Source organism: Glaciecola sp. SC05 (assembly GCF_041380235.1).
Taxonomy (GTDB): Bacteria; Pseudomonadota; Gammaproteobacteria; order Enterobacterales; family Alteromonadaceae; genus Glaciecola.
The window spans coordinates 139,283-162,904 of record NZ_JBGIYY010000006.1; the positions used below are offsets into that span (position 1 = coordinate 139,283).

At 44.8% G+C, this 23,622-nt stretch carries 19 protein-coding genes; 9 read left to right on the top strand and 10 right to left on the bottom strand.

Annotated features, from left to right (window positions below; genetic code table 11):
• Positions 1 to 192 precede the first annotated feature (192 nt).
• Positions 193 to 1,323 carry a DNA alkylation repair protein gene (locus tag AB9H30_RS07435; protein WP_371194022.1) on the bottom strand — a complete coding sequence of 377 codons (1,131 nt, stop codon included), beginning with the start codon at positions 1,321 to 1,323 and terminating at the stop codon, positions 193 to 195.
• Between the two features lie 221 nt (positions 1,324 to 1,544).
• On the opposite strand from AB9H30_RS07435, the gene AB9H30_RS07440 reads away from it, so the two are divergent.
• The 3 genes from AB9H30_RS07440 to AB9H30_RS07450 all read left to right on the top strand — a co-directional run bounded on the left by AB9H30_RS07440 (position 1,545) and on the right by AB9H30_RS07450 (position 7,256).
• Positions 1,545 to 2,459 (top strand): hypothetical protein, encoded by a 915-nt coding sequence (locus AB9H30_RS07440; RefSeq protein WP_371194023.1) that lies wholly within the window; start codon positions 1,545 to 1,547, stop codon positions 2,457 to 2,459.
• A gap of 314 nt (positions 2,460 to 2,773) precedes the next feature.
• Positions 2,774 to 6,379 (top strand): ExeM/NucH family extracellular endonuclease, encoded by a 3,606-nt coding sequence (locus AB9H30_RS07445; protein WP_371194024.1) that lies wholly within the window; start codon positions 2,774 to 2,776, stop codon positions 6,377 to 6,379.
• A gap of 247 nt (positions 6,380 to 6,626) precedes the next feature.
• A complete protein-coding gene (locus tag AB9H30_RS07450) occupies positions 6,627 to 7,256 on the top strand; it encodes a DUF642 domain-containing protein (protein WP_371194025.1) in 630 nt (209 codons plus the stop codon).
• 75 nt (positions 7,257 to 7,331) lie between these two features.
• On the opposite strand, the gene AB9H30_RS07455 is transcribed toward AB9H30_RS07450, so the two are convergent.
• Entirely contained in the window at positions 7,332 to 7,544 is a 213-nt protein-coding gene (locus AB9H30_RS07455) for a hypothetical protein (RefSeq protein WP_371194026.1), read from the bottom strand.
• 221 nt (positions 7,545 to 7,765) lie between these two features.
• Here AB9H30_RS07455 and gss point away from each other — a divergent pair, with 221 nt between their 5' ends.
• Positions 7,766 to 9,655: a bifunctional glutathionylspermidine amidase/synthase gene (gss, locus tag AB9H30_RS07460; RefSeq protein ID WP_371194027.1), complete on the top strand. Its 1,890-nt coding sequence runs from the start codon at positions 7,766 to 7,768 to the stop codon at positions 9,653 to 9,655.
• 1 nt (position 9,656) lies between these two features.
• Here gss and AB9H30_RS07465 read toward each other — a convergent pair whose 3' ends face one another.
• Complete coding sequence (locus AB9H30_RS07465) at positions 9,657 to 12,095, bottom strand: CehA/McbA family metallohydrolase (RefSeq protein WP_371194028.1); 2,439 nt, start codon at positions 12,093 to 12,095, stop codon at positions 9,657 to 9,659.
• Positions 12,092 to 13,132, bottom strand: coding sequence for a metal-dependent hydrolase (locus AB9H30_RS07470; RefSeq protein WP_371194029.1), 1,041 nt, complete (start codon positions 13,130 to 13,132; stop codon positions 12,092 to 12,094). Before AB9H30_RS07470 ends, AB9H30_RS07465 begins: the two co-directional genes overlap by 4 nt.
• Positions 13,133 to 13,374: 242 nt before the next feature.
• On the opposite strand from AB9H30_RS07470, the gene AB9H30_RS07475 reads away from it, so the two are divergent.
• Complete coding sequence (locus AB9H30_RS07475) at positions 13,375 to 14,232, top strand: class I SAM-dependent methyltransferase (RefSeq protein WP_371194030.1); 858 nt, start codon at positions 13,375 to 13,377, stop codon at positions 14,230 to 14,232.
• 286 nt (positions 14,233 to 14,518) lie between these two features.
• Here AB9H30_RS07475 and AB9H30_RS07480 read toward each other — a convergent pair whose 3' ends face one another.
• The 5 genes from AB9H30_RS07480 to zntR form a co-directional block, all read right to left on the bottom strand.
• Entirely contained in the window at positions 14,519 to 15,073 is a 555-nt protein-coding gene (locus AB9H30_RS07480; protein WP_371194031.1) for a hypothetical protein, read from the bottom strand.
• A gap of 335 nt (positions 15,074 to 15,408) precedes the next feature.
• A complete protein-coding gene (locus AB9H30_RS07485) occupies positions 15,409 to 16,536 on the bottom strand; it encodes a flavohemoglobin expression-modulating QEGLA motif protein (RefSeq protein WP_371194032.1) in 1,128 nt (375 codons plus the stop codon).
• Positions 16,537 to 16,651: 115 nt separating this feature from the next.
• Positions 16,652 to 17,329 carry a DJ-1/PfpI family protein gene (locus AB9H30_RS07490; RefSeq protein ID WP_371194033.1) on the bottom strand — a complete coding sequence of 226 codons (678 nt, stop codon included), beginning with the start codon at positions 17,327 to 17,329 and terminating at the stop codon, positions 16,652 to 16,654.
• 44 nt (positions 17,330 to 17,373) lie between these two features.
• The gene (locus tag AB9H30_RS07495) at positions 17,374 to 18,468 is read right to left on the bottom strand and encodes an SO_0444 family Cu/Zn efflux transporter (protein WP_371194034.1); all 1,095 of its coding nucleotides are present in this window, start codon (positions 18,466 to 18,468) and stop codon (positions 17,374 to 17,376) included.
• The gene (zntR, locus tag AB9H30_RS07500) at positions 18,465 to 18,890 is read right to left on the bottom strand and encodes a Zn(2+)-responsive transcriptional regulator (protein WP_371194035.1); all 426 of its coding nucleotides are present in this window, start codon (positions 18,888 to 18,890) and stop codon (positions 18,465 to 18,467) included. Before zntR ends, AB9H30_RS07495 begins: the two co-directional genes overlap by 4 nt.
• Before the next feature lie 44 nt (positions 18,891 to 18,934).
• On the opposite strand from zntR, the gene AB9H30_RS07505 reads away from it, so the two are divergent.
• The 4 genes from AB9H30_RS07505 (at position 18,935) to AB9H30_RS07520 (ending at position 23,030) form a co-directional block, all read left to right on the top strand.
• Positions 18,935 to 19,588: a hypothetical protein gene (locus AB9H30_RS07505; RefSeq protein ID WP_371194036.1), complete on the top strand. Its 654-nt coding sequence runs from the start codon at positions 18,935 to 18,937 to the stop codon at positions 19,586 to 19,588.
• A gap of 244 nt (positions 19,589 to 19,832) precedes the next feature.
• Positions 19,833 to 19,994 (top strand): YqaE/Pmp3 family membrane protein, encoded by a 162-nt coding sequence (locus AB9H30_RS07510; protein ID WP_371194037.1) that lies wholly within the window; start codon positions 19,833 to 19,835, stop codon positions 19,992 to 19,994.
• 119 nt (positions 19,995 to 20,113) lie between these two features.
• On the top strand, positions 20,114 to 21,403 hold the full coding sequence (locus tag AB9H30_RS07515; RefSeq protein ID WP_371194038.1) for an NADH:flavin oxidoreductase/NADH oxidase family protein: 1,290 nt from the start codon (positions 20,114 to 20,116) through the stop codon (positions 21,401 to 21,403).
• 91 nt (positions 21,404 to 21,494) lie between these two features.
• Positions 21,495 to 23,030 carry an AbgT family transporter gene (locus AB9H30_RS07520; RefSeq protein WP_371194039.1) on the top strand — a complete coding sequence of 512 codons (1,536 nt, stop codon included), beginning with the start codon at positions 21,495 to 21,497 and terminating at the stop codon, positions 23,028 to 23,030.
• A 7-nt stretch (positions 23,031 to 23,037) separates the two neighbouring features.
• Here the strand turns inward: AB9H30_RS07520 and AB9H30_RS07525 are convergent, their stop codons facing one another.
• A complete protein-coding gene (locus AB9H30_RS07525; protein WP_371194040.1) occupies positions 23,038 to 23,508 on the bottom strand; it encodes an FKBP-type peptidyl-prolyl cis-trans isomerase in 471 nt (156 codons plus the stop codon).
• Between the last annotated feature and the right edge of the window lie 114 nt (positions 23,509 to 23,622).

Here is a 23,622-nt window from a genome sequence, read left to right on the forward strand (position 1 = left end):
TGCGTTTGTTCGCTTGCGTGCTGACTCAGGTCTATAAACAGGATGTCTTAAACAGACTATGTATTTTTATTTGCTGGCAACACTAGCCGATTGCGAGTAAAAGCTCAACACCCTTTGCGCTTGCCATCGTATGCAAAAAAGAAATTATTAACGCTCTCAATCCTGTTTAACATATGTATACCTGCGCTCCCGTCATCTGAGTAAATCAAAGGGCGTTCGCGCAAATTCTTTGCCGTTTATGAGCACGGCTATCTTATGTTCGCCTTCGTGGTACTTCCTAGTCGTTACTGGCTTAAAACTGTGAGTTTTGTCTATTATTAGCGACTGATTCGACTGCAGGCTTAGCACTTTCCATTTAAACACTTTAGGAAGCAGTTTACCGTTTGCCTTTTTGTGATAGACCACATAGTCGAGCATAATTTGTTGCGCTTCACCGGCTGCGGCTTGTAATTCGAGTCGCACAGATACGCTCTTGTCAAATTGAACATGATGACTGGATAGACTCAACGACACCGATTTTAAATTTGCTGGCATAAAGCCAAATAAAGCAAGTGCTTCTGGATTGCCTTGCTTTAACAAGGTTCGACAAGCATGCCTGACAAGTTTGGTACGATCTTTAGTGGCATTTTTTAACCATCTTGATGAAAGCTCGATCACTAGCTGCGGATGATCTTTTGCAATATCATTTAAATTATTTGCGACGGAGCGTCTCACATATTCTGATGGGTCGTCTTTAAGCGCTTCTAGCAAGGGTAAAATAGGGGCTGGGTCACGCACAAACTCGCCAAGCTGCAGTCCCCACGGAAGTCGAGGGCGGGTTCCCTCCGATATAAGTCGACGCACATGTTCACTGCTGTCAGTAAGCCACTGACCTAGTCTGCTTATGGTCCGCTCTGGCTCATTTAACAGTAGATAACGAATTGCAAACTCAGAGGAAAACCGTTGCGTCATTTCATACATTAGCCTCATCGCAACATCAAAGTGTGCTTGCCCGCACAGCGCAGCATAATCCGCCATAGGCATAATCGCCCAGCCTTTAAGTAGATGATCATGCTCGGGTAGCACACTAATCTGAGCAGGAGTTTGCATCGGGCTTAAGCTCGCCAATAGAATTTCCGCGCTTTTTACAAAATCTTGAGGCAAATAGCGCTGCATAGCTTGTGTAATTTGTGCACTGCGCTGTTTCAACTCTAGTTTATCTAAATCACGACTAGCATGCCCGACAAAACCCTCACGATCAAAAGCTTCGCTAAAGTGGGCAAAACAATCTGCCATTTGCCCAATTAAAGCGAAAGAAAATCGATGCTTAAACGCTTCAGGCATATTTAATTCCTAGTTCTAATTTTCAATACACATTCCAAATACGCTCTCGTTAAGTTGGCAAAAACTGCTTTGCAATGCAATTTTGGCAACTTTACCGATAGCAGAACCTTTAGATAACAGTAAAGCATTGACCCATGCAATAAACTCGTTAAAGTAACTATAACGAGACAATGAATAGCGCTCAAATATATCAGCGCAATGTATGATAACAAAGGATAGCAATGAACATTCAGGCTAAGGGTATCACCGCGACCTGCTTCGCAGCAATATCAGTACTATTGGCTATGGGCGCAAACGCTCAACAAGGTAGCGATTTGTATATCGGAAAGCTGAACTTGCTGCAACAAGAGCCCTTAAGCGACATTGTGAGAATAACAGACACCGATGCGTACACTAATCAGCCCTATTTTTTTGATAGCAATCATCTGTATTTTACGCAATCCGTCGAACAAGGAGATGCTACACAAACCGATATATTTGAATATCAATTACTAAATAGCGCGATTATTAACATTACTCAATCTAGCCAAAGTGAATACTCAGCAACCCCACTGCCAGCAGGTAGAGGCATGTCGGTAATAAGAGTCAATGGTGATGGAAAGCAACAGCTTTGGTCATTAGATATGCAAGGTCAGCCCGTGCAGCACTTAGCATCAGGAATCGAACCCGTTGGTTATCAAGTATGGTTGAGCAAAGAGGAGCTGTTATTGTTCGTGCTGGGCGAACCGCATACCCTGCAAAGAGTAAATATCAATAGTAAAGCAAACAAAGGTCAGGTGATTGATTCAGACATTGGCGCAAGCCTTTATCAATTTGAGCGCTCAGATTGGTATTTATATTCACAAGGCCAAGATAATCCGCAGCTTAAAGCCTACAATGCTCGTTCTCAAAACATAATCACGGTTGCCCCGTTGCCCAAGGGTAGTGTCTATTTTTCAGTAAGTGCTACAGGTCACGTGATCACCAGCAGCGGAGAAGGCCTTTATCATCGACAGCTAATCGCAAAAGGCGACCGGCTTCAAGCTGAGGGCGATTGGACCACAATACCTATTAGCCTTGAAGCATGTCAATCAGGTATTTCACGCACTGCGGTTTCGCATTTTGGAGATAAATTAGCGCTAATTTGCCCACGCTGAGGCGCCAGCCAAATCAAATCTTGTGTTCGCTGATTTGCTCGCGTCCACAACCCTTTTTAGTCCAATGTATTTAAAACATCGCTGAAAACAGAACAAAAACACATTTGTGCCTTTTTAGCGCCTCAAATCAAAATTTCAATAGCTGCTAGAGCAGTTACCAACAATAAATATCTCTTTTCAAATTAATGACTTTTGATTTTTTAAGTGTATTTTTCTGCACGATTGTCACAATTTTGTCGTTTATCCAGTATATTGTAACTGGTCTAAAGTACAGGCTAATAATAATTTATAAAAAACATCAGGGACTTAACACCATGCAAATGAAAATGATTTCTTTGTTAATAGCAGGATGCTTTGCAACTGCTACTCAAGCCGACGTATATATCTCAGAATATATCGAAGGCTCTAGCAATAACAAAGCCATAGAAATATTTAACGAAGGTAATACAGCGGTAGACCTATCTACCTACACTCTTAACTTCTACTTCAACGGTAATACTTCTGCAAACACCATTATCAATTTATCGGGTCAACTTGAACCCAATTCAGTCTATGTGGTGGCAGATGACGATGCCAACCCAGATATTATTGCAAAAGCAGATCTAACATCTAGCTCAGGTTTTTTTAATGGCGATGACGCAATCGAACTGAAAAATGGTGAATTGGTCGTTGACTCATTTGGTCAAGTTGGCTTTGATCCAGGTTCAAGTTGGCAGGCTGGTGGTAGCTCATCACAAAATACAACATTGCTTAGATTAGACGTGATCTCCATGGGCGATAGCGACAGCAGCAATGAGTTTGATTTATCTGCAGAGTGGCTAGCCCTGCCTCAAGATGACACTTCAAATTTAGGCAACCATAAAGAATGTTGCACTGGCGGCGGTGGCGGTGGCGGTGGCGGTGGTGGCGGCGGTAATAACTCTGCTACACCTATGTTACTAACGGCAGTATTTGATGGACCACTAAATGGCGGTGTGCCAAAAGGCGTTGAGATATATGTATCTGAAGATATTGCTGACTTAAGCATTTGTGGTGTTGGCAGCGCGAATAATGGCGGCGGCTCAGACGGAGAAGAGTTTACTTTTCCTGCAGGCAGCAGCGCATCAGCCGGTGATTTCATCTATGTTGCGTCTGAAACTGAGGGGTTTACTGAATTCTTTGGCTTTGCTCCTAACTTTAGCGCCGGCTCGGCAATGGGCATTAATGGTGATGACGCGGTAGAGCTGTTTTGTAATGACCTAGTAATTGATGTTTATGGTGAGATTGATGTTGATGGCAGCGGTCAAGCTTGGGAATATGCAGATAGTTTTGCATATCGAGTTTCCGAGACCAGTGCGGCCAATCCTTTTGTACTAGCCGATTGGAGTATAAGCGCTCCAAACACCCTAGATGGCGCACAAAGCAATGATGGCACCATCCCTGTTGGCACCTTTGAGTTTGCGGCAGGCTCCTTATTCTTCTCTGAATACATTGAAGGCAGCAGTAACAACAAAGCATTAGAAATTGCTAACCTCACCGGAACTGAAGTTACCTTAGATGGTAATTACAGTGTTGAGATTTACTTCAACGGCAGCAGCAGCGCCGGCCAAACGATTGGTCTACAGGGTAGCATTGCTAACCGCGATGTATTTGTACTGGCTAATAGCAACTCAGTCGCAGACATACTGGATGTAACTGACCAAACTTCAGGATCTGTATCGTTTAACGGCGATGATGCGGTTGTGTTACGCGGTCCAGATAACGCAATTTTAGATGTCATTGGCACCGTTGGTGAGGATCCTGGCAGCGAATGGGGTAGCGGTGACGCCAGCACACAAAATAACACTTTGCTGCGCAACACTAACATTCGCTTAGGCGATACTGATCCTAGCAATGCCTTTGACCCAAGCGAACAGTGGACTGGTTTACCCATCGATTCCTTTGCCGACCTTGGTAAGTTTGGCGACAGCGGCGATGGCGGCGGCGGTGGTGGCGGTGGTGGCGGTGGTCTACTAATTGGCCAATGCGGCGATGAAGCAAACTTTATCCACAGCATTCAAGGCAGTGGTGCAACTACCATGATGGCTAATTCTGAGGTGGTGGTTGAAGCTCTTGTGACGCTGGTTACCCCTGGCTTAGACGGTTTCTTCTTACAAGAAGAAGACGCAGACTTTGATGCTGATCCACAGACATCTGAAGGGATATTTGTGTTTACCGGAAATAACCCTGCTAACGTAAGCGCGGGTCAGTTGGTACGTGTATTGGGCACGGCTGGTGAGTTCTTTGACAAAACACAAATCACAGCGACTGAAGTCGCAACCGGATGTGGCGTCGGTACTTTCTCTAAGGTCGATTTAGTCTTGCCACTTCCAGAAAATCAAAGCTTTGAAGCATACGAAGGCATGGCCATCAGTAATGCGCAAGCGCTTACTGTTGTCAATACCTTTACCTATGCACGATTTGGTGAAATAGAGGTTGCCAATGGCAGAACCTTTACACCAACGCATCTGCATGAGCCAGGCTCACAAGCTGCAATTGATTTGGCGGCTACAAACGCGCGAAATAAAATCATTTTGGACGATGCACTCAATGGCGCACCGGCAGAACTTAACCTTAACGGTGAACTATCTGCTAGCAACACTCTGCGCACTGGTAGCATCATAACCGGCATCAGCGGTGTAATGGACTATGGTTTTAACGCCTATCGCATTCAACCAAGTAGCGCACCTAGTGTGCAGTCTGCACCTAGACCCGATGCACCGGTTGTTGAGGGCGATTTAAGTGTCGCTAGCTTCAATGTGCTCAACCTGTTTAATGGTAACGGTCAAGGAGGCGGTTTCCCGACTGCTAGAGGCGCTGATGATATTGCTGAATACGAGCTACAGTTAGCCAAAATTGCCAATGCTATTGTGGCTCTTGACGCAAGCGTTGTAGGCTTAATGGAAATCGAAAATGACGGCTTTGATGCGGACAGTTCAATAGCCCAATTAGTCGACGCCCTAAATCAACGTGTCGGCGAAGGTGTGTATTCATTCATTGACGCTGGTGGCACAGTTGGTACTGATGCGATTACGGTGGGCATTGTTTATCAAGGCGCTGAAGTGACCCCATCAGGTGACTTGCAGATACTAGATGGAAGTAATTCTATCGCTGATGAAGACGGTCCGTTGTTTAACACCAATCGTAACCGCCCTTCGTTTGCACAAGTATTTACTCAGGCTGGCACGAACAATAGCTTTGTAGTCAACGTCAATCATCTTAAATCAAAAGGCAGCGGCTGTGGTGTTGGTGATGATAGCCCTGACCAAGGCAACTGCAACGGTACGCGTCAAAGAGCAGCCAATGCACTGCATATTTGGTTAGCTTCGACCTTTGCTGATCTGCCTGTATTTGTCGTTGGTGATTTAAATAGTTACGCTAAAGAAGATCCTATTGTTGAACTTCAAAATGCAGGGTATGCAGACTTAGCCCGAGTATTTGACGGTGACATGGCGTATAGCTATAGCTTCAGAGGTGAATTCGGTTCTCTGGATTATGCAATGGCTAATACCATCGCTTTCCCACTTGTCAAAGACGTAGTTGAATGGCACATCAATGCAGACGAACCTGTCGCGCTTGATTATAATGACTCAATAACGAACACCATCAGCAAGCCTGAAAGTTTCCGTGATGATTCATTTTATCGTTCGTCAGACCATGATCCGGTATTAGTAGGATTTAGTTTTGAGGCTCCTGTGCGTTTAGGTGACTTGAACAATGACGGTGAGTTAGATGCGGAAGACTTCAGAATACTTATCCAACTTCAAGGAAGCGTCAGTGGTGATGCAGACTTTAATGCGGCCGGAGACATTGACGAAGACGGTGTAATCACCCGTATTGATTTGAAACTTTGGTACATACTTTGGCTTGAAGAAAACCCAGGTCAACGCATACGACTATAGCTTTTGAGTAGGCACTCGGTATAAGTGCCCTTCTGTAAAAATAAAAAAAGGGTTATCTATTTAGATAACCCTTTTTTATGCACTTGACCCGTCAATTTTCTTTACACCGAATATATCTAACAGCAAATGATGATAGCTTACACATTGTTTTATATGGTGTATTACGCTCTGGCACGGATATTGTAAGATATTGTATTAGTAACGATGAAACCGTTTTTCAGTTGTAAATTTATTTTGGAGTTAAATTTTGAAAACACTACTATCAACACTATTACTTATATGCGCAATGGCGAGTTCTGTTGCAAACGCAAACCTTGTTTCAAACGGAAGCTTTGAAAACAACAATGTCAATGCAGGTACATGGAGCTGGTTTAGCTCTTCATCTGTAGACGGCTGGTCTGGTTCAAACATTGAGCTATGGAATGACTTTGGCGGAATGATCGCGCAAGATGGCACTAAATTGGCTGAACTGAATGCACATGGTGGCAGTGGCGGTGGTGCGTTTTCTATCTTCCAAGAAATCACTACAACTGCTGGTGAACTTTACGACTTCAGCTTTTATTATGCTGCTCGTCAAAACACCAATGAATCGTTTTTAGTCGAAGTATTTTCTTCTAGCGGTTCACTTATCAGCCAATTGGTTGATGATCACATTGTGAAACAATGGTCGTCATTTACTTCATCTTTTGTAGCAGCAGATTCGGCAACCACAGTTAGATTTACCACAGTTACCCCTTTAAGCGGCACTTTGGGTAACTTTATAGACAACGTGATAGTGACAGAATCTACTACCTCAGTAGTTCAAGCATCAGCACCTTCAGCAGCTTTATTAACGTTGTTTGGTTTAGCGATGCTTTTAGTTCGCAGATCCAAGTAGGCTTGATTACACTAAGCTAATACAGCAAACCATATGGAAACCACCGCTATTGTCGGTGGTTTTTTTGTCGGGTAATTACTCGCTAGATTTTTCCATAAGCAAACTAATAACCCGCATGCTCGAACCTAAAGACACAACACTCAAAAACATGATTAGCCAGGCAGTATTCGTCTTGTCAAAAGGTAAAATCGACGTTGCGACAACAACACCAACTAAAATGAAAGTTGAAAGCAGCATTAGCGCAAAATAATTGCTGAGGTCTAGCTTACCTTTGATTACTAAATACATATTCTCCCTTTCCAGACTATTTCATCAGATTACTAGCAATATCGGCGAGTTCAGGCTTTATCTTTAATCGAATGTCACTCACAAAATCTATGCCATTGTTAACTAAAAGAGCACATAACTATATTGACCATATGTATTGCGCTTTTAAAAAATAGCGTTTAATCTGCCCCACTTCTAAATGCATCGTCAACTTGACCTTGTGCATACCCTCAGGACAATCCATGGTGTCATCTAAGCACCCTAACTCAACTAAATTTGGCACTTTGCTTGGTGTCGCACAAGGCGGCGTCTGCTCCTATTCTAGCGACTACGACAGCGCCGATGAAAAAGATTATCCAAATCGTACTTCTTATCGCAGCTACTTCGACGGCATCTACATGGGCTACAAATGGCAGTGCGTAGAGTTTGCGCGGCGCTGGCTATATGTCAATCGAGGCTATATCTTTAACGATGTGTCCATGGCCTACGAAATATTTAATTTGCGGTCAGTACGAGAAATCAAAAGCAACCGACTGTTACCCCTAAACGCTTTTCGAAATGGTTCAACGCAACACCCAGAGCCCGGCGCCATGTTAATTTGGGATGAAGGCGGTGAGTTTGAGCACACCGGGCACGTAGCGATTATTAGCGAAATTCTGCCCAATGCCATTCGTATTGTGGAGCAAAATATGGATTTTGTGCCTTGGCAAAACGGGCGTAATTATTCACGCGAAATATCTGCGCGCATTGGTGCTCAGGGCGACTACTGGCTGCAATGCTCATCAAAAAGCGGACGTATTTTAGGCTGGATGCTACAAACTGAAGATGACACCGAAGCTGAACACACCCCAGAAGCTACTCCGCATTTATTTAATGTGCAGCTGGCTCATGCTAAGGCTCATGAACGAGATACCAAACCTTGGTTAAATATTGCCAATCATGATGAAGCGGCATATGTTGATATGATGAAGGGACACGTTCTAAGCTCTGTGGTCGAGGACTTTCATGATTATTATGAAATATCCGAAACGGCACTTGAGCAACTAGAAACTGCCACTGACGAACTACACGGCATGTTTATGCACGCAACCGACTATGTGTTACAGCACCCAGAACTGCTCAGCACCTTTGGCTTTCCTGATGTCATATTGCCACGCATTAAACAGTCTTGGGACAATCGCCTTAACCAGCTTATAACCAGTCGCTTTGATTTTGCAATGACCGAAAAAGGTCTTAAAGTATATGAGTATAACTGTGACTCTGCTTCTTGCTATATGGAAGTCGGTAAAATTCAAGGAAAATGGGCTGAGCATTTAGATCTTAAGCGTGGTAAAGATGCCGGAGAAAGTCTATTTGAAAGCTTAGTTGATGCTTGGAAAGCCAGTGATGCGAAAGGCATCATACACGTGTTGCAAGATACCGATCCAGAGGAAGACTATCATGCATTGTTCATGCAGGAGGCTATCGAAACGGCTGGGTTTACTTGCAAACGCGTTATCGGCCTACATGATCTGCATTACAATGAAAACAACGAGATAGTTGACGACGATAATGTGCCACTGCGTTGGGTATGGAAAACATGGGCCTGGGAAACTGCACTTGAGCAACTGCGCGAAGATGTAAGTGCCTCAGAGTGTCCGCCGCTTGCAGATGACATAATTAACACACAGCCCAAATTGGCGGATGTCCTACTTCGAAAAGAGATCATGGTGTATGAGCCTATGTGGACCTTGATCCCAAGCAACAAAGCAATACTGCCGGTACTATGGACACTATTTCCGAATCATCCTTGGTTACTGGAAACCGACCACAGCCTAAGCGAAACATTGAAAAAAAATGGTTATGTTGCCAAACCAATTGTTGGACGTTGCGGAGCTAACATTCGCCTAGTCGATAAAAATAACAAGGTACTGGCAACCAAAGAAGGTGCATTTGGTGAGCGTGATTACGTTTATCAACAGCTTTGGCCGCTGCCAAAAGTCGGCAAATATTATGTGCAAATATGTACATTTACCGCTGCGGGCAACTATGCCGGCAGCGGTGTTCGCGTTGACGCATCAATGATCATTGGCAAAGACAGCGACTGCATGGCGCTACGTGTGCAGCAAGATGATGAGTTTGCATCAGCATAAATTACTGTAGCGCTGCACGAGCATCCTCAAAGCGCTTATACAACCTAGGCATAGGTCGCTCACCATAGGCCTCTCTCGCGGTTTTTTCAGCGACGTTGATAGCTCTTAGCAAATCATCAACCGCTGCGCTGCGCGCCTTAGCATCCACACTGCCAATTTTATCAATCCAGATCGGCGATGAATGCGCAAATGGCCGCGCATGCATACTTGGCCAGCTGTCAAAACGCTGCTGAGCAGCATAGGCACGTGCTGCAACCCATCCACCCTCAGGCAAATCGACTTCTCCGCTGTAGCCTTTGGTTTCGCCGGCATCTATACCTTCTAGGGTTTGTACTACTTGCCCATTTACAACGATTTCAACCATCTGAAGGGCTACTGCGCTGGTCAACACAAGAGAGAAGCCCTGCTTTCCACTCAAGCTTACATCGCCTGGTTTAGCGCCATTTTCTAAAGAAAAAATCAACGCTGGGCCAGTTGTTAAAAAACTACGCCCAGCAATCGCGCCAGCTAGGATTGGGTCACTGACGTCAGACGCAAGAAGCGGCCTAATATACGCACGCCCAGTGCCTACCGCAGGAGTACGATGAAAGTCCACCCAGCTATCGGTCCCTGATATACCAGCAACGGGCTTACCGATATTAAGTAGTCGATACCACAGCTCCGCGGTGCCCAGTGAGCTTGTCCATGCGCACACTAACTCAAGCCCCATCTGTGGCTCTAAAATACCGTCAGACAGCAACTCTAAAGGAATATTAGCAATCACCTCATCTGCAAAGGGATTACCATCGTCAGCAATCGGATGAACGTAAGTGGCAAACGCGCCTATCTTGCTGGCATAAGCAAATACATTGGCGTTAGTCAGGTTTGGGTCACCTAATGTCGGATTGTTCGGGCCAAAGAACCATGGCGTAAAGGGCTCATTGACATTTAATAAACCAATATGACCGTGAAAATGCGAGCGCACTTCTTGACCTTGCGCGACAATATGTTCACCTTCTTGCGTGCGTTTACCGACGATTTTAGCGTCAATTTTTCGCTCCCAGCGATTCCAAGACATCGGCGCAAGATAATTCAAATCTTCACCCTTCATAAGCAGCAAGGCATCTTGATGGCTAGCTCTGTGATGACCATCTCCGTTTAAATGCACATGGAAATCAGCAGAGCGGTAACCGGCCTCAGCACTTCGCCAAAGAGGTTTAAGCACTATTTCAATATCACTTGATGCGGCTTTCTTTACTCTAACTTCACTTTTGACCAATTGGGTCATCGGCCCGCGTACCGCCTCGATTTTATATTTACCTGTCGGCAGCGTAAATGTCTCGGTGCCATCGATATAGAAATACGAACGACCAGTTTGCGGATCATCAAAACTGGCACTATTGGGCGCCGCTACCGGATGGCCACTTTCAGACACGATGGATACGCGAGCGGCAATTGGCTGCGCTTGGTCATCCACAATAGACACCACTAAAGTGCCAGTGGCTTGTCTATAGTCCCATTGTTTTATTTGTAGCTCTGTAGCTTTGCCGCCATAGGTAGGAATATGCATTAACCTGAACTGTCGATTGTCTGTTAACTCAACAAAGTAAATATGATTGCCATCGGCGCTAAAGGCTGGTGTTAAAGCAAAGCCGGTGCCTTCGGTTAAGCGGTGGGATACACGAGTATCGTTTAAATCCATGGTGTATAAATGATAGTCGTTATTGATTGGTGCGCTATATACCAAAATATTTTGAGTAGGATGCACGTCACCAGTCAAATGATAAGTAAGGGTTTGTGCCTGAATAATTTCGTCGGTGCCTGCGGTAAAATCTCGCTGCCTAAGTACACGATGTGCACCATTCCCATGCAGATAAACGATGGCATTTGAAGCACCAATACGCCTGACATTACGTTCAACTTGACGTAAATTAGTAATTTGCTGCTGTACGCCACTGAGAATATCTCTTTGATACACATTCAAAGAGCCTGATACACCGCTACTATAATACAGCACTCGTCCATCGGCAGAAAACTCCGGATCTAGCTCAATCGCATCGGTGTTTATAAGCGTTTCTTTACCAGATTTTAGGTCTTTTATAACGACCGCCGTATCATCACTGAAATCGCGAACAAAGGCCAACTGCGAGCCATCTGGTGACCAACGTGGACGAGCATCTATTGCATTTGAATCGGTTAAACGAGTTGCTACGCCGCTTTCAATATCTACCAGCCAAAGCCAGCCTTTGGAGGCAACGGCGATCTGCTTACCGTCGGGTGATGGCGCTGGGTCGGTAATGCCATGAGCTAAAATCGGCAGTTCATGCTGCTCTAAGTAAACATGGTGCCCAAAATCATCTAATTTGCTGTAATGGTTATACCATTGCGCGGCAGTCGCTGTGGATAGTGTCAGTATCGCAGCTGAAAGGATCAGCTTCGTTGCACGTTTTGCAGTGTTCATTGTAAACATCCTTTTAGACGCTTTTGATTAGGCGCAAGGTTAATGCTCGGATCCCAAATACGCTCGAAAATACTATTAACTTCACTCAAATCCGGACGCTGAGTAAGCTGCTCGACGTCAACTAACTGTGGACCCAAAATGGTTTTTTTAGCCACTACGAAATTAAACGCATACGCACATTCAATGCCCATACGTAGGTCGCTCATGATAATTTCGGGACCGTCACTTTTCACAGAGTACAAACCTTTTGTGAACCACTTCAAGCGCTGCACACCCCATGCGTCTTCTAATCCGCTGAGCAGTTCTGGGCTGGTCTTATAGCCGTTTAAACTGACCTCTGAAGGAGTATCAAAAACCGAAGCATAGGCTTCATAATATTCACCATCCGACATCGCCACTACCCGCCACAGCAGAGTGTTGAAGGGCGCAGGCGTGCTCATATAGGCTGTGACTGATATATTATTTTGCGCCAAGGCAGTTTTAACCTTGTTATCAATATACACCTTAGCGCCTAAGCTCCAAGTCATATACATACAACTAAGGGTCAGCCCGACAACATTACAGGTGCGAGCGCTAGCAGGCTTGGCTCGAAGCAGTAATGCGGCAACTAAGCCAAACAGAAGCGGCAGCGTTACCATCGGGTCAATAATAAAGAGGTTGGACACTGCAAAAGGATATTCGGTCAAAGGCCATAGCAACTGCGTGCCATATACCGTAAAGCTATCGATGATTGCGTGGGTTGTTAAACACAGAAATACTAAGTAAAACCATCGATTTCTATGTTCGACTGTGCCCCGATGTATGCTAAGAATTAGCCAAACAATAAATGGGCTGGCTAGCAAATGCACAAAAAGTGAATGGCTAAAACCTCGATGATAAGTGAAGTTTGCAATGGCATCGCCGTAAGGGATCAGTACGTCTAAATCCGGCAAGGTGCCAAGTATCGCTCCCCACAGCATCGCTTTACGCCCTACCTGTTTACCTAGAACCGCATACCCAACGGCGCCGCCTAATGCTATTTGTGTTACTGAATCCATGCTTTTAAATCTAGTATTGTTTTTGCTTTGCACTAAGAATAGCACTTCATTTGAGCAAGTTGCTGATTAATATCTAGGCAAGCCAAATTGGCCCTGATATTGCTCCTTGAGCGCGCAATGATTACTTAGATTTGATTAAGTGGTTTTTACAAAATCGAAAACAAGCATTGTTGCGTATTATGTGTATGCAGTTTACTCTGCCACGTGTGTAATTTAATCGTTCCAAATGGAGTCAAACCAATATGATAAAGTCCCTCATGTTAGGCGCTGCTAGCGCTTTACTAATGCTCACAGCAACTGTTGCCCAAGCTAATCATCATGAAAAGGGTGAGATGGCTGGCAAAATGCTTACCCCTATGGCGGCCCTCGAAAAAGCCGTAAACGACACCACATTTCGCACAGAGCGAGAAATGGAACGTGACCAATTTCGCAACCCCGTCCAAACACTTAACTTTTTTGGACTAGAACCAACTATGACTGTCGCTGAACTTGGTCCATCCAGCGGTTGGTATACAAAAATTATTGCACCACTTACGGCGCATCATGGTAAATACATTGCCTTAAACGGCAGCCCAAACCCAGAGTCAGAGCGCTACGAGAGCCAAATGCAATGGCGTGAAACATTTATTAATCATGAAAGTGGCATGTTCGGGCACAACGCAAGCGCCCGCTACATTCGTCAAGCAGTGCCTTTTGCTGCACCAAATAGCGTTGACATGGTGTTGATTTTCCGCGGTATGCACGGGCAAATCGGACGCGGCGATGTAAACGGTTTACTAGCGGAAATACTATCAAGCCTTAAACCTGGTGGCGTGTTGGGCATTGTTCAGCATCGTGAGCGCGAGGACTTTGATACAGATCCTAAAACCACTATGCGTGGTTACGTGAAGCAAAGTTACATTATCGATTTGGTCACAGGCGCCGGTTTTGAACTTGAAGCAAGCAGTGAAATCAACGCTAACGCAAAAGATCCAGCAGATTGGGAGCGCGGCGTATGGGCCCTTCAAGCCGGCAGACCGATTGCTGAAAAAGACCCGCAGTTCCAAGAAATTGGTGAATCAGACCGCATGACATTAAAGTTTGTCAAACCTGCTAAATAAAAGTTCTTACGCATTTGATTGCCGAAATAGCTGCCTCTAGTGTTCTAGATGCGGCTATTTTTTTCAGCAAATAACGGTTGCTAAGTCTTCTTACAGAAGTTACGCGTTGCGCTTGGAATATTAAGGCGCCAAATCCTAGAAAGTTGTAACACAAACTGAAGCAAAATCGAGCGCTTTTATCTGAGGTAGGAAAGGTAGATTTGAGAACAAAAAAAACGCCCTCAAAAAGAGGGCGTCTCCCATTAGAGTTGACTAAGTAACTTAAGCTTCAAGGAAAAGTAACAAATTAGCCTTTATACTCTAAAGAAGAGTGGTGAAGTACGATGCGCAGGTTACCTGCATCGTCTTTTACAAAACCCCATGTTTTATCCACTGAGGTCACGCTGCCATCTGGCCCGGTAAAGTGCACTTTTCCAATCGTAGACGCACTGTCACCCGCGATAAAAACGGCATTATTATCAACTTCGCAATTCGTCCAACCCATTAGTGCAAAGCCTTTGTCTTTTGGAAAGTTGCTATCGCCGCCAACAAAATAAGACAGCGCACCTTCACTGGTCGGTCTGAACGTTTGCGGAACTACAGTAAGTGTAGGCTTAAACAAAACAGCGCCCATCTGATAACCATATGCGGCGTCTATCACTTGCTTAGCTAGGGTTTTAGCGGCTGCCTGACCTTTGTCTTCATTTGTCTTACTGATGTCTAGAAGTGCGTTGCACCAGCCTTGTTGAGCATTCAGTACTTCTTGCTCTGATAAACCCATATTGACGACTTTTACGCTTGCACTCGCTTGAGCTGCAAATAAAGTAACTGCTACAGCACCGATAAATTTGCTTAATTTCATTTTTGTTTCCTATTACAAAATATACATGTGGTTAAAATTATAAGCTCAAAAACAACATATCATTATGTTATAACATAACGGTATAGTAATTTCTCAAGTAAGACAATACCAAGAAGAAATAAGTTTCTATTTTAAAGCTCGATTAAAACGAGGAGAAACATCGGAAAAGTAATGTATCTGTCTGTGGAGGATATAAGTCGTTTATAAAGCCAGAGCTTCTAATGAATGCTAATGCGACAATGACAATATGTTCACAGTGAAATTGGGCTTTGACTACAACAAACTGCCTTTCACAAAAGCGTTTAGATAGTTCAACAAGGCTCGCTTTTAGATGCTTACTTTATTGCATGCGCAATGAACTTCTGAATGCTATCGCTTATCTGCGGTTCGGCAAAGGCTGGCGAGACAAATTTAGGGGGTATTAAGTAGCCCTTATCGACCAATCGATTGATAGTGGGCAAATACTCAATTGCTGTTTTACCGCACAACAAGTTATTAAAGCTTTGACTCGTTTCATAAGCATTGAGCATTTCATGAAAGCCCCGCAAGTACACATAGTCTTTAGTAAAACCACCGCCTCTATACACTCTAGCGGTGACTGAAAATGCTTGTTCATCACTCGCGGCAAATTCTTCTTTGAGCAGTAAAAATGTTGCCTTGAAACTCTTCTCTTTAATCATAGAGCTGACGGCCATTACCCGAAGCGCTAGGTTACGAAGTCTCCCAACGGTCAAACAGCCCGCCATATATTCACTCAGAATCGCTAAGCCCTCTTGGGTTTTGGTATTTGCTGGGCAGCCTAATGATAGGATCCTAAGTGGCTGCTGACGACCATTTAAGGTGGTGGCTAAGTGCACCCCTAACTCATGGTGTGCCAAGGCTTTCATATCCATTCTATTGACTTTAGCCTGCGTATTTATTTTAACGGTAGTACCCGACACTAGTGCGTTAGCAATCATATTCTCATCAAGTTTAACGCTGTGCTCATAACCATGCTGGACTGCAAACTCACGCAGATATGTCTCAATGGTAGCGGCATCGAGCAGTGCATCTTGTGCCTGCTTTTCATTGGGTAAATGCAGCACAAATGAGGCATTACGAAGGTCTTTTTCAGAGGGCTCACCATAGTAGCGAAATGAATCATAAATAAAATCATTGGAGCCGATGGAAACCACCTGATCAATCTTATCCACAAACGAATTGATTACGCCTGTATACAAATAAACTAGATCGTCGTCTCCCAGTGTCTCTATGGGTAGATTAAATAATCGGCGCTTTAGGGCAAATGCATTTAAAGTATTTTGCTTATAAACAAATTCTGGCTCAACGGCATAATTACTAGCAAAAAAGGCTTGTTTTTGAGCTTTGAAGTTCATGGGAGAAATGGCATCAAGAATTTCAATCCCGCTAACCAGACCATGTAAAGCAATATCAAAATCAAGGATTTGTTTGTTTATATTCATTTTTTTCTACAATATCGGCACGGGTGTATTTAGATAACATGTAAGTGATGTCGTCACAAGCGAATGCGAGGATAACTTTCTGCAATTTATTGACCTTGCTATTGAAGTACTCCTCTTAACTTTTATCGAACCTACTGCGAGCCAATGAAAACACATTGTGAAAGCGCGTTGCGAGCTTGTCTAAGTAGCGTCTCGGTAAACTGTAGCTTGATAGCAGATGATATTGATTCGGAAAGTACTCGATGCCAAAACGCAGGTCTCGGGCATGAGTTTTAGAAATGAGTGATTTGACTAAATATAAGGCCATATCGATACCCGAAGAAACACCCGATGCAGTTACGTACTTGCCACTTCGCACAAAGCGCTGGCGAACAGGCTGTGCGCCAAAATCACTGAGTTCGTTTAAGCAAGCCCAGTGAGTACAAGCTTTATGATTTGTTAACAAGCCGGTTTTTGCTAAGACTAAGCTACCGGTGCAGACGGCGGTGGTTAACACGCTTGTCTGATCGATAGTCTTTATCCATTCCAAAAATTCGGTATTTTGCATCAAGGCATGATCACCCGCGCCGCCGGGGATCAACAAAATGTCGGTGCTTGCAACTGTTGTGTAGTGCTTCAAAGCACTTAACTGCAAATTTGCATGGTCGTTGACAAGCTCGTCGATGCTTGTACTTACCCACTCCACATCAAAATGAGGGCTGTTCGCTAGCACATCGTTAGGCCCAATTGCGTCGAGCATTGTCATCCCAGGATAGGCAACAATCGTTACCCGCAATGTTTTCTTTTTGGTCACCCTAGTAGCTCCTTATTAATCGCTGAGCTAAAGTATTTGATACCCTAACTTGTTGGAGATTTTCTAAGAGCAGAGCCCGCATACTTCAATAATAGGTTTCTTAACATTAAGGCCGCCATAATGAATGCACTGAGATAATATAACCACTCGATAGCGCTATGTTCGTGGGTGTTAATTTGAGAGCTAGGCAGGGCCCATTGCATGGTCGCCCACAAGAGGTTGAGGCCGTAACCCAAGGTCATTGCCGCGCTCACCACCGCAAATAAATAAAGTGCTAGGGTGCGCTTACCCATTTCTTTGCCAATCATACCCATAGTCGATACGTTGGTTGCAGGGCCGGCTAGCATAAATACGAGCACCGCACCCGGTGACAAGCCTGCGACTAAAAACCCAAGCGCTATAGGAGTAGACGCTGTGGCACAAATGTACATAGGGATCCCAATTAAGGCCATCACCAACATCGCAACAAAACCATCGCCCCACTGGGTTAAAAAATCGGTGGGAACAAAGGTTTGGATAAGCGCGGCCATGCTCAAACCAAGAAGCAACCAAAAGGTAATATCAGACAGCAATTTACCCGAGGCAAATGACAGCACACTTAGGCTTTTTTGCCAAACCGACACACTTTTTGATTTTGATGGCTCTGCTGTTTCGCAGCAACTGGTTTTCTGTTTATTACAGCAACTGTCAGATTGAACAGGCGCATTCTCCACAGCTAAGGCTTCGTCTTTATCGAACAACTTCACCAATACACCCGCATAAATCGCGCTTAAGATTGCCGCAATCGGACGCACAACAGCAAATACTGGGCCTAATAGCGCATACGAAACTGATACAGAGTCTACGCCGGTTTCAGGCGTGGCAACCAAAAAAGAAACCGTGGACGATTTACTCGCGCCGCTGCGTCGCAGGCCTAATGCCGCGGGGATAACGCCACATGAACAAAGCGGGAGAGGCGCGCCAATCAAGGCAGCTTTTGTAATTGACGATAAGCTATTGCTACCCATATGTTTTTGCAGAATGTCCACCGGCACCAACTCGTGCATCACGCCAGCAATCAGTAAGCCTAATAATAGCCATGGCGCCGATTCGATAAATAAGGCGACAAAGTAATGAGCAAATAAGCTAAATTCATTCATAGCTTCGCTTCCGAATTGAGTATTTGTAAAATGGTACAGTGTTCGGCACTTTCTGGACCTCCACAGCATGCTTGATGCAGAGTATTGAGCGACGAATGAATACTTTGTAGTTCATCAATTTTTTCTTGAATTTGCGCCATCTTGTCAGCGGTAACCTGCTTCACTTCTTGACAAGAATGATCGTTTGGATGCAAGCGAAGTTCGAGCAACTCACTGATCTCATCTAGTGAAAAGCCAACTGCTTTTGCCCGTCTGACAAACCACAGCTTATCTAACTCATGAGCATTGAAAATACGATAGCCACTGGGCAAACGGTCGCTTGCCTGTATTAAGTTTTTACTTTCATAAAAGCGAATAGCTTCGACGGTCATACCGGTAAGTTTAGCGAGTTCGCCTATTTTGTAACGATTTTTTGTTTTCATTTTTGCATTATAAACTCTAAAGCTAACTATAGAGTCAATACTTTTTGTATGTTCGTCAAAATATATCCTTCGCTATGTCATGGCTCATAGCTGCACGGTTCAGGGTTCAGGGCTCAGGGTTCAGGGTTCAGGGTTCAGGGTTCAGGGTTCAGGGTTCAGGGTTCAGGGTTCAGGGTTCAGGGTTCAGGGTTCAGGGTTCAGGGTTCAGGGTTCAGGGTTCAGGGTTCAGGGTTCAGGGTTCAGGGTTCAGGGTTCAGGGTTCAGGGTTCAGGGTTCAGGGTTCAGGGTTCAGGGTTCAGGGTTCAGGGTTCAGGGTTCAGGGTTCAGGGTTCAGGGTTCAGGGTTCAGGGTTCAGGGTTCAGGGTTCAGGGTTCAGGGTTCAGGGTTCAGGGTTCAGGGTTCAGGGTTCAGGGTTCAGGGTTCAGGGTTCAGGGTTCAGGGTTCAGGGTTCAGGGTTCAGGGTTCAGGGTTCAGGGTTCAGGGTTCAGGGTTCAGGGTTCAGGGTTCAGGGTTCAGGGTTCAGGGTTCAGGGTTCAGGGTTCAGGGTTCAGGGTTCAGGGTTCAGGGTTCAGGGTTCAGGGTTCAGGGTTCAGGGTTCAGGGTTCAGGGTTCAGGGTTCAGGGTTCAGGGTTCAGGGTTCAGGGTTCAGGGTTCAGGGTTCAGGGTTCAGGGTTCAGGATAGTAAACTTCATGTATAAATAAAGGCAACCCTCTATATCTCTGAAACACAAGCTTTTGCGTCCATCCATAAAAACGACTATTCTATAGACGGTTCTGGCGTGAACAACAAACGTGTCAAAGCAAGTCAGAACGTTACACACCAACGAGTATCGACCTAGGATTTACATTAGAGCTAATATCAGATAGGACGATGTCACATTAAAATAAAAGCTTAGCTGCGCTTTGTATAAGCCAACAATAAGCTACAAAAAGGGAATACCAATGAGTAATTTAGTTATGATCATACTGGCAATATTTTTGCCGTTTATCGCCGTACTTATCAATAAAGGATTAGGTAAAGACTTCATCATCAACGTCGTATTATGTGTACTTGGCTATTTACCAGGTATCATTCACGCACTATGGGTAGTTACCCGCAAGTAAGCGCGTTTTATGAGTGCTGTGCCTTTTTTAGAGGTGCAGCATCCTTTAAAGACGCCCGCCGCAGATAGTCATACCGCAGTAAAAACCTTAGACAAACGGACTACCCGAGGGCAAAAACATTGAGCAATCCATTATCCACTATGCTAACGCTTAACTGCGGTGTGAACTTGCCAAACCGAATCGCCAAAAGCGCTATGACAGAAGGTTTAGCGAGCGCTCTTGGCCAACCAACACCTGCACTCAATCACCTATATAAAGTGTGGGCACAAGGCGGCACAGGCCTTTTATTTACTGGCAACGTGATGATTGATGCTCGATATCTAGAGCGTTCAGGCAACGTTGTGCTAGAAAATGATGTCCACTTGGATTTGTTTAAGAGCTGGGCAAAAGCAGCGCAAAGCAATGGCAATCAGTGTTGGGTGCAGTTGAGTCACCCTGGTCGCCAGTGCGCGCGCTTAGTCAATGCGAAACCCCTCTCACCTTCTGACGTTCAGTTAGATATTCTGGGTAACTTTGGCAAGCCTAAGCCGATGCAAGAAGCAGATATTTTGGATGTTATTCAACGTTTTGTGCGTTCAGCAGAATTGGTTAAAGAGGCCGGCTTTGGCGGGGTGCAAATCCATTGCGCACACGGCTACTTACTCAGCCAGTTTTTATCGCCAAACACCAACAAGCGACACGATCAGTGGGGCGGTTCACTAGAAAATCGCGCGCGTATTATCCGCACCATCATCCAAGGGGTTCGCTTATCGGTAGGCGCTGAGTTTCCGATATCGGTAAAGCTAAATTCTGCCGACTTTCAAAAAGGCGGCTTTACACTTGAAGAGTGTATTCAAGTCGCTACATGGCTGGGTCAAGACAGCATTGATTTACTAGAGATATCTGGTGGCACTTACGAACAAATGAGTTTGTTAGGCGTAGAAGCCACCGAGGTCAGAGACAGTACACGTCGCCGAGAAGCCTACTTCATTGAGTATGCAGAGCAAATAAAGGCAAAAGCTAGCGTTCCGGTAATGATTACAGGAGGCTTCAGAAGCAGAGCGGTTATGCAGCGCGCGCTTCAAAATGGAGAAGTCGATGTGATTGGTTTGGCTCGTCCACTTTGCACTCAAGCAGATTGTGCCAATCAGTTGATGCAAGAGACTGTGGAACAACTCGATGACTATGAGCACAAATTAGTATTGGGTAAAGGCTTTTGGGGCAATAACAGCCCATTAAATTTAATCAAAGCGATCAATGGTTATGGTCAAGTAGGTTTTTACTATTGGCAGATTATTCGGCTATCTCAGGGTTTGTCACCGGAGCCTTCGTTGGGCGTGTTGAGAGCATTTTTCAGGCACATTACCAATGATTTTCGATTAGCTATGCGACGCAAACAGGCTTTAAAAAATACCCGCACTATCAATTGAATAGATCATGCACATTGTTTATCCTTCAAGCAACAAAGACAAGCCCTCCCGCACTGCGCAAATGCAGTGCACCCAACAAAGAGCTAAGTAAATGGCATTAAATTCAAATTCCTTAGGCAGTTTTGTAGAGCGTGCCGGTAAACGCATCCCTGACCCCGTTATTATCTTTATGGCGTTTTACCCTGCCGCTTACCTCCTAACAGTATTAATGTCGGGTTACACATTTGAAACCCCTGGCGCGGGCGGCGAAGCCGTGCAGCATCAGATTTTGGGCATGCATCAAGCCGTGCACATGCAGTGGATTTTTGACAATGCACTATTAGCTAACTGGCTGGCTTTTGGCAGCGGTGTACTAGGGGTCATTCTGATTGTGATGATGGCCGTGGGAGTTGCTGAAAACTCTGGCTTATTTGGTGCTTTGATAAAGCGCGCAGGCGCTCACATACCGCAAAGCCTTCTTCCACTGTTACTTGTGCTAATTGGTATTTTAAGCTCTATTGCTACCGATGCCGGTTACTTAGTACTGATACCATTAGCTGGGCTGCTCTATGCCGGTCTGGGGCGCAATCCGCTAATCGGCATGGCCGCAGCCTTTGCAGGAGTATCGGCAGGCTTTAGCGCCAATGTTATTCCTGGGCCGGTAGACGCCATCATTGGCTTAAATGCACAGGTATTTGCTGAAGCGCAAGGCGTGCCTTTTGAAAATGTTGCAGGTGATGCATTAAACCCCATTACCATGCACTGGATATTTATTGTGGTTTCAACTTTTGTGCTTAGTGCCACTGGTTTTTGGGTAACCAAGCGATTTGTTGAGCCAAAGCTCGATGGGGGCGACTACGTTATCCCTAAAGACATCAACCCCGGAGAGTTTAGCGTTACCCCGGAAGAGCAGCGTGGTTTGCGCGCAGCAGGCATCGGCACCATAGTCGCCATGCTAATGATATTTGGTTTAGCCGCCGGGCCGCTTGCTGGGTATATTGACGAATCAGGTGCGCTTGTTCGACCGTATATGAATAATATCATCTTACTCATATCACTGTTTTTTGTTGTCACCGGTGTATTTTACGGCGTAGCCACCGGCCGTTTTAAAAGCGTTTGGCATGTGGTTGAGGCGATGGTTGCGCAAATGAACACCATGGGCTACATTTTGGTACTCACCTTTTTTACGTATAACTTTTTAGGATTGCTCAGCTATAGTGGCTTGGGCACTTGGATCACCTTTCTAGGCGCAGAGTTTTTGCAGGCTTTAGGCTTACAAGAGTTCCCAGTGTTGTTGCTAATTGGCTTCATACTAACCACTGCCATCATCAACATATTTATTGGTGGCTTAACCTCAAAATGGATGTTGCTTGGCCCAATATTTGTACCAATGCTTTATTTCGTTAACCCTGCTATGACGCCAGATTTTGTGGCGGCGGCATTCAGAGTCGCAGACTCTTCAACCAATATCATCACGCCAATGATGGCTTACGCGGGGGTTATTTTAGCCTTTATGCGCAAATACAAACCCGATATGGGCTTTGGCGATATGCTGTTGATTATGGTTCCATACTCGTTTGCGTTTTTAATCGTTTGGACCATATTACTGGTAGGCTTCTTTACACTGGGTATACCGCTAGGTATTTGAGCGCAAGCTACTGAATGTCAAGTAGCTCAACTTCAAAAATAAGCACAGAGCCTGCCGAAATTTTTCCGGCAGCCCTGTTGCCATACCCAAGATGCGCTGGAATAAAAAACTTAAATTTGTCGCCCACAACCATCAACTGAAGGCCTTCAGTCCATCCCTTGATAACTTGATTTAACGGAAAGCTGATCGCTTGTTCTCTGGCGATAGTGCTATCAAATACGCTACCGTCTAAAAGTGTGCCATGATAATGCACCTTCACGGTTGAGCTAGAGACTGGATGCTTTGTTCCATGGCCTTTAAGCATCACTTTATATTGCAAACCCGAATCGGTTTCACATACGCCATCTTGCAATTTGTTTTGAGCTAAAAAGGTATCGCCAACGCCTTTATTTTCGAGCGCTTGCTTTTTCATATTCGCGTTTCGATAAAATAAAAATAAGACTAAACCAATGCCAATAACCAAAATAATGTAGTTCATAATCCGCCTGCATAAAATAAAAAAAGGGCTTGTTATATTACCTTAAGTTCTTGCTAACTAACGATACCTTCGTTAACAATGCGTTTGGAACTGTATTCATGCTAGTCGCTTTTG

Bases quoted from the DNA above. Each gene is read 5' to 3' on its own strand.
- AB9H30_RS07435 (WP_371194022.1), bottom strand. From the start codon at position 1,323: ATGCCTGAAGCGTTTAAGCATCGATTTTCTTTCGCTTTAATTGGGCAA.
- AB9H30_RS07440 (WP_371194023.1), top strand. From the start codon at position 1,545: ATGAACATTCAGGCTAAGGGTATCACCGCGACCTGCTTCGCAGCAATA.
- AB9H30_RS07445 (WP_371194024.1), top strand. From the start codon at position 2,774: ATGCAAATGAAAATGATTTCTTTGTTAATAGCAGGATGCTTTGCAACT.
- AB9H30_RS07455 (WP_371194026.1), bottom strand. From the start codon at position 7,544: ATGTATTTAGTAATCAAAGGTAAGCTAGACCTCAGCAATTATTTTGCG.
- gss (WP_371194027.1), top strand. From the start codon at position 7,766: ATGGTGTCATCTAAGCACCCTAACTCAACTAAATTTGGCACTTTGCTT.
- AB9H30_RS07465 (WP_371194028.1), bottom strand. From the start codon at position 12,095: ATGAACACTGCAAAACGTGCAACGAAGCTGATCCTTTCAGCTGCGATA.
- AB9H30_RS07470 (WP_371194029.1), bottom strand. From the start codon at position 13,132: ATGGATTCAGTAACACAAATAGCATTAGGCGGCGCCGTTGGGTATGCG.
- AB9H30_RS07475 (WP_371194030.1), top strand. From the start codon at position 13,375: ATGATAAAGTCCCTCATGTTAGGCGCTGCTAGCGCTTTACTAATGCTC.
- AB9H30_RS07480 (WP_371194031.1), bottom strand. From the start codon at position 15,073: ATGAAATTAAGCAAATTTATCGGTGCTGTAGCAGTTACTTTATTTGCA.
- AB9H30_RS07485 (WP_371194032.1), bottom strand. From the start codon at position 16,536: ATGAATATAAACAAACAAATCCTTGATTTTGATATTGCTTTACATGGT.
- AB9H30_RS07495 (WP_371194034.1), bottom strand. From the start codon at position 18,468: ATGAATGAATTTAGCTTATTTGCTCATTACTTTGTCGCCTTATTTATC.
- zntR (WP_371194035.1), bottom strand. From the start codon at position 18,890: ATGAAAACAAAAAATCGTTACAAAATAGGCGAACTCGCTAAACTTACC.
- AB9H30_RS07510 (WP_371194037.1), top strand. From the start codon at position 19,833: ATGAGTAATTTAGTTATGATCATACTGGCAATATTTTTGCCGTTTATC.
- AB9H30_RS07520 (WP_371194039.1), top strand. From the start codon at position 21,495: ATGGCATTAAATTCAAATTCCTTAGGCAGTTTTGTAGAGCGTGCCGGT.
- AB9H30_RS07525 (WP_371194040.1), bottom strand. From the start codon at position 23,508: ATGAACTACATTATTTTGGTTATTGGCATTGGTTTAGTCTTATTTTTA.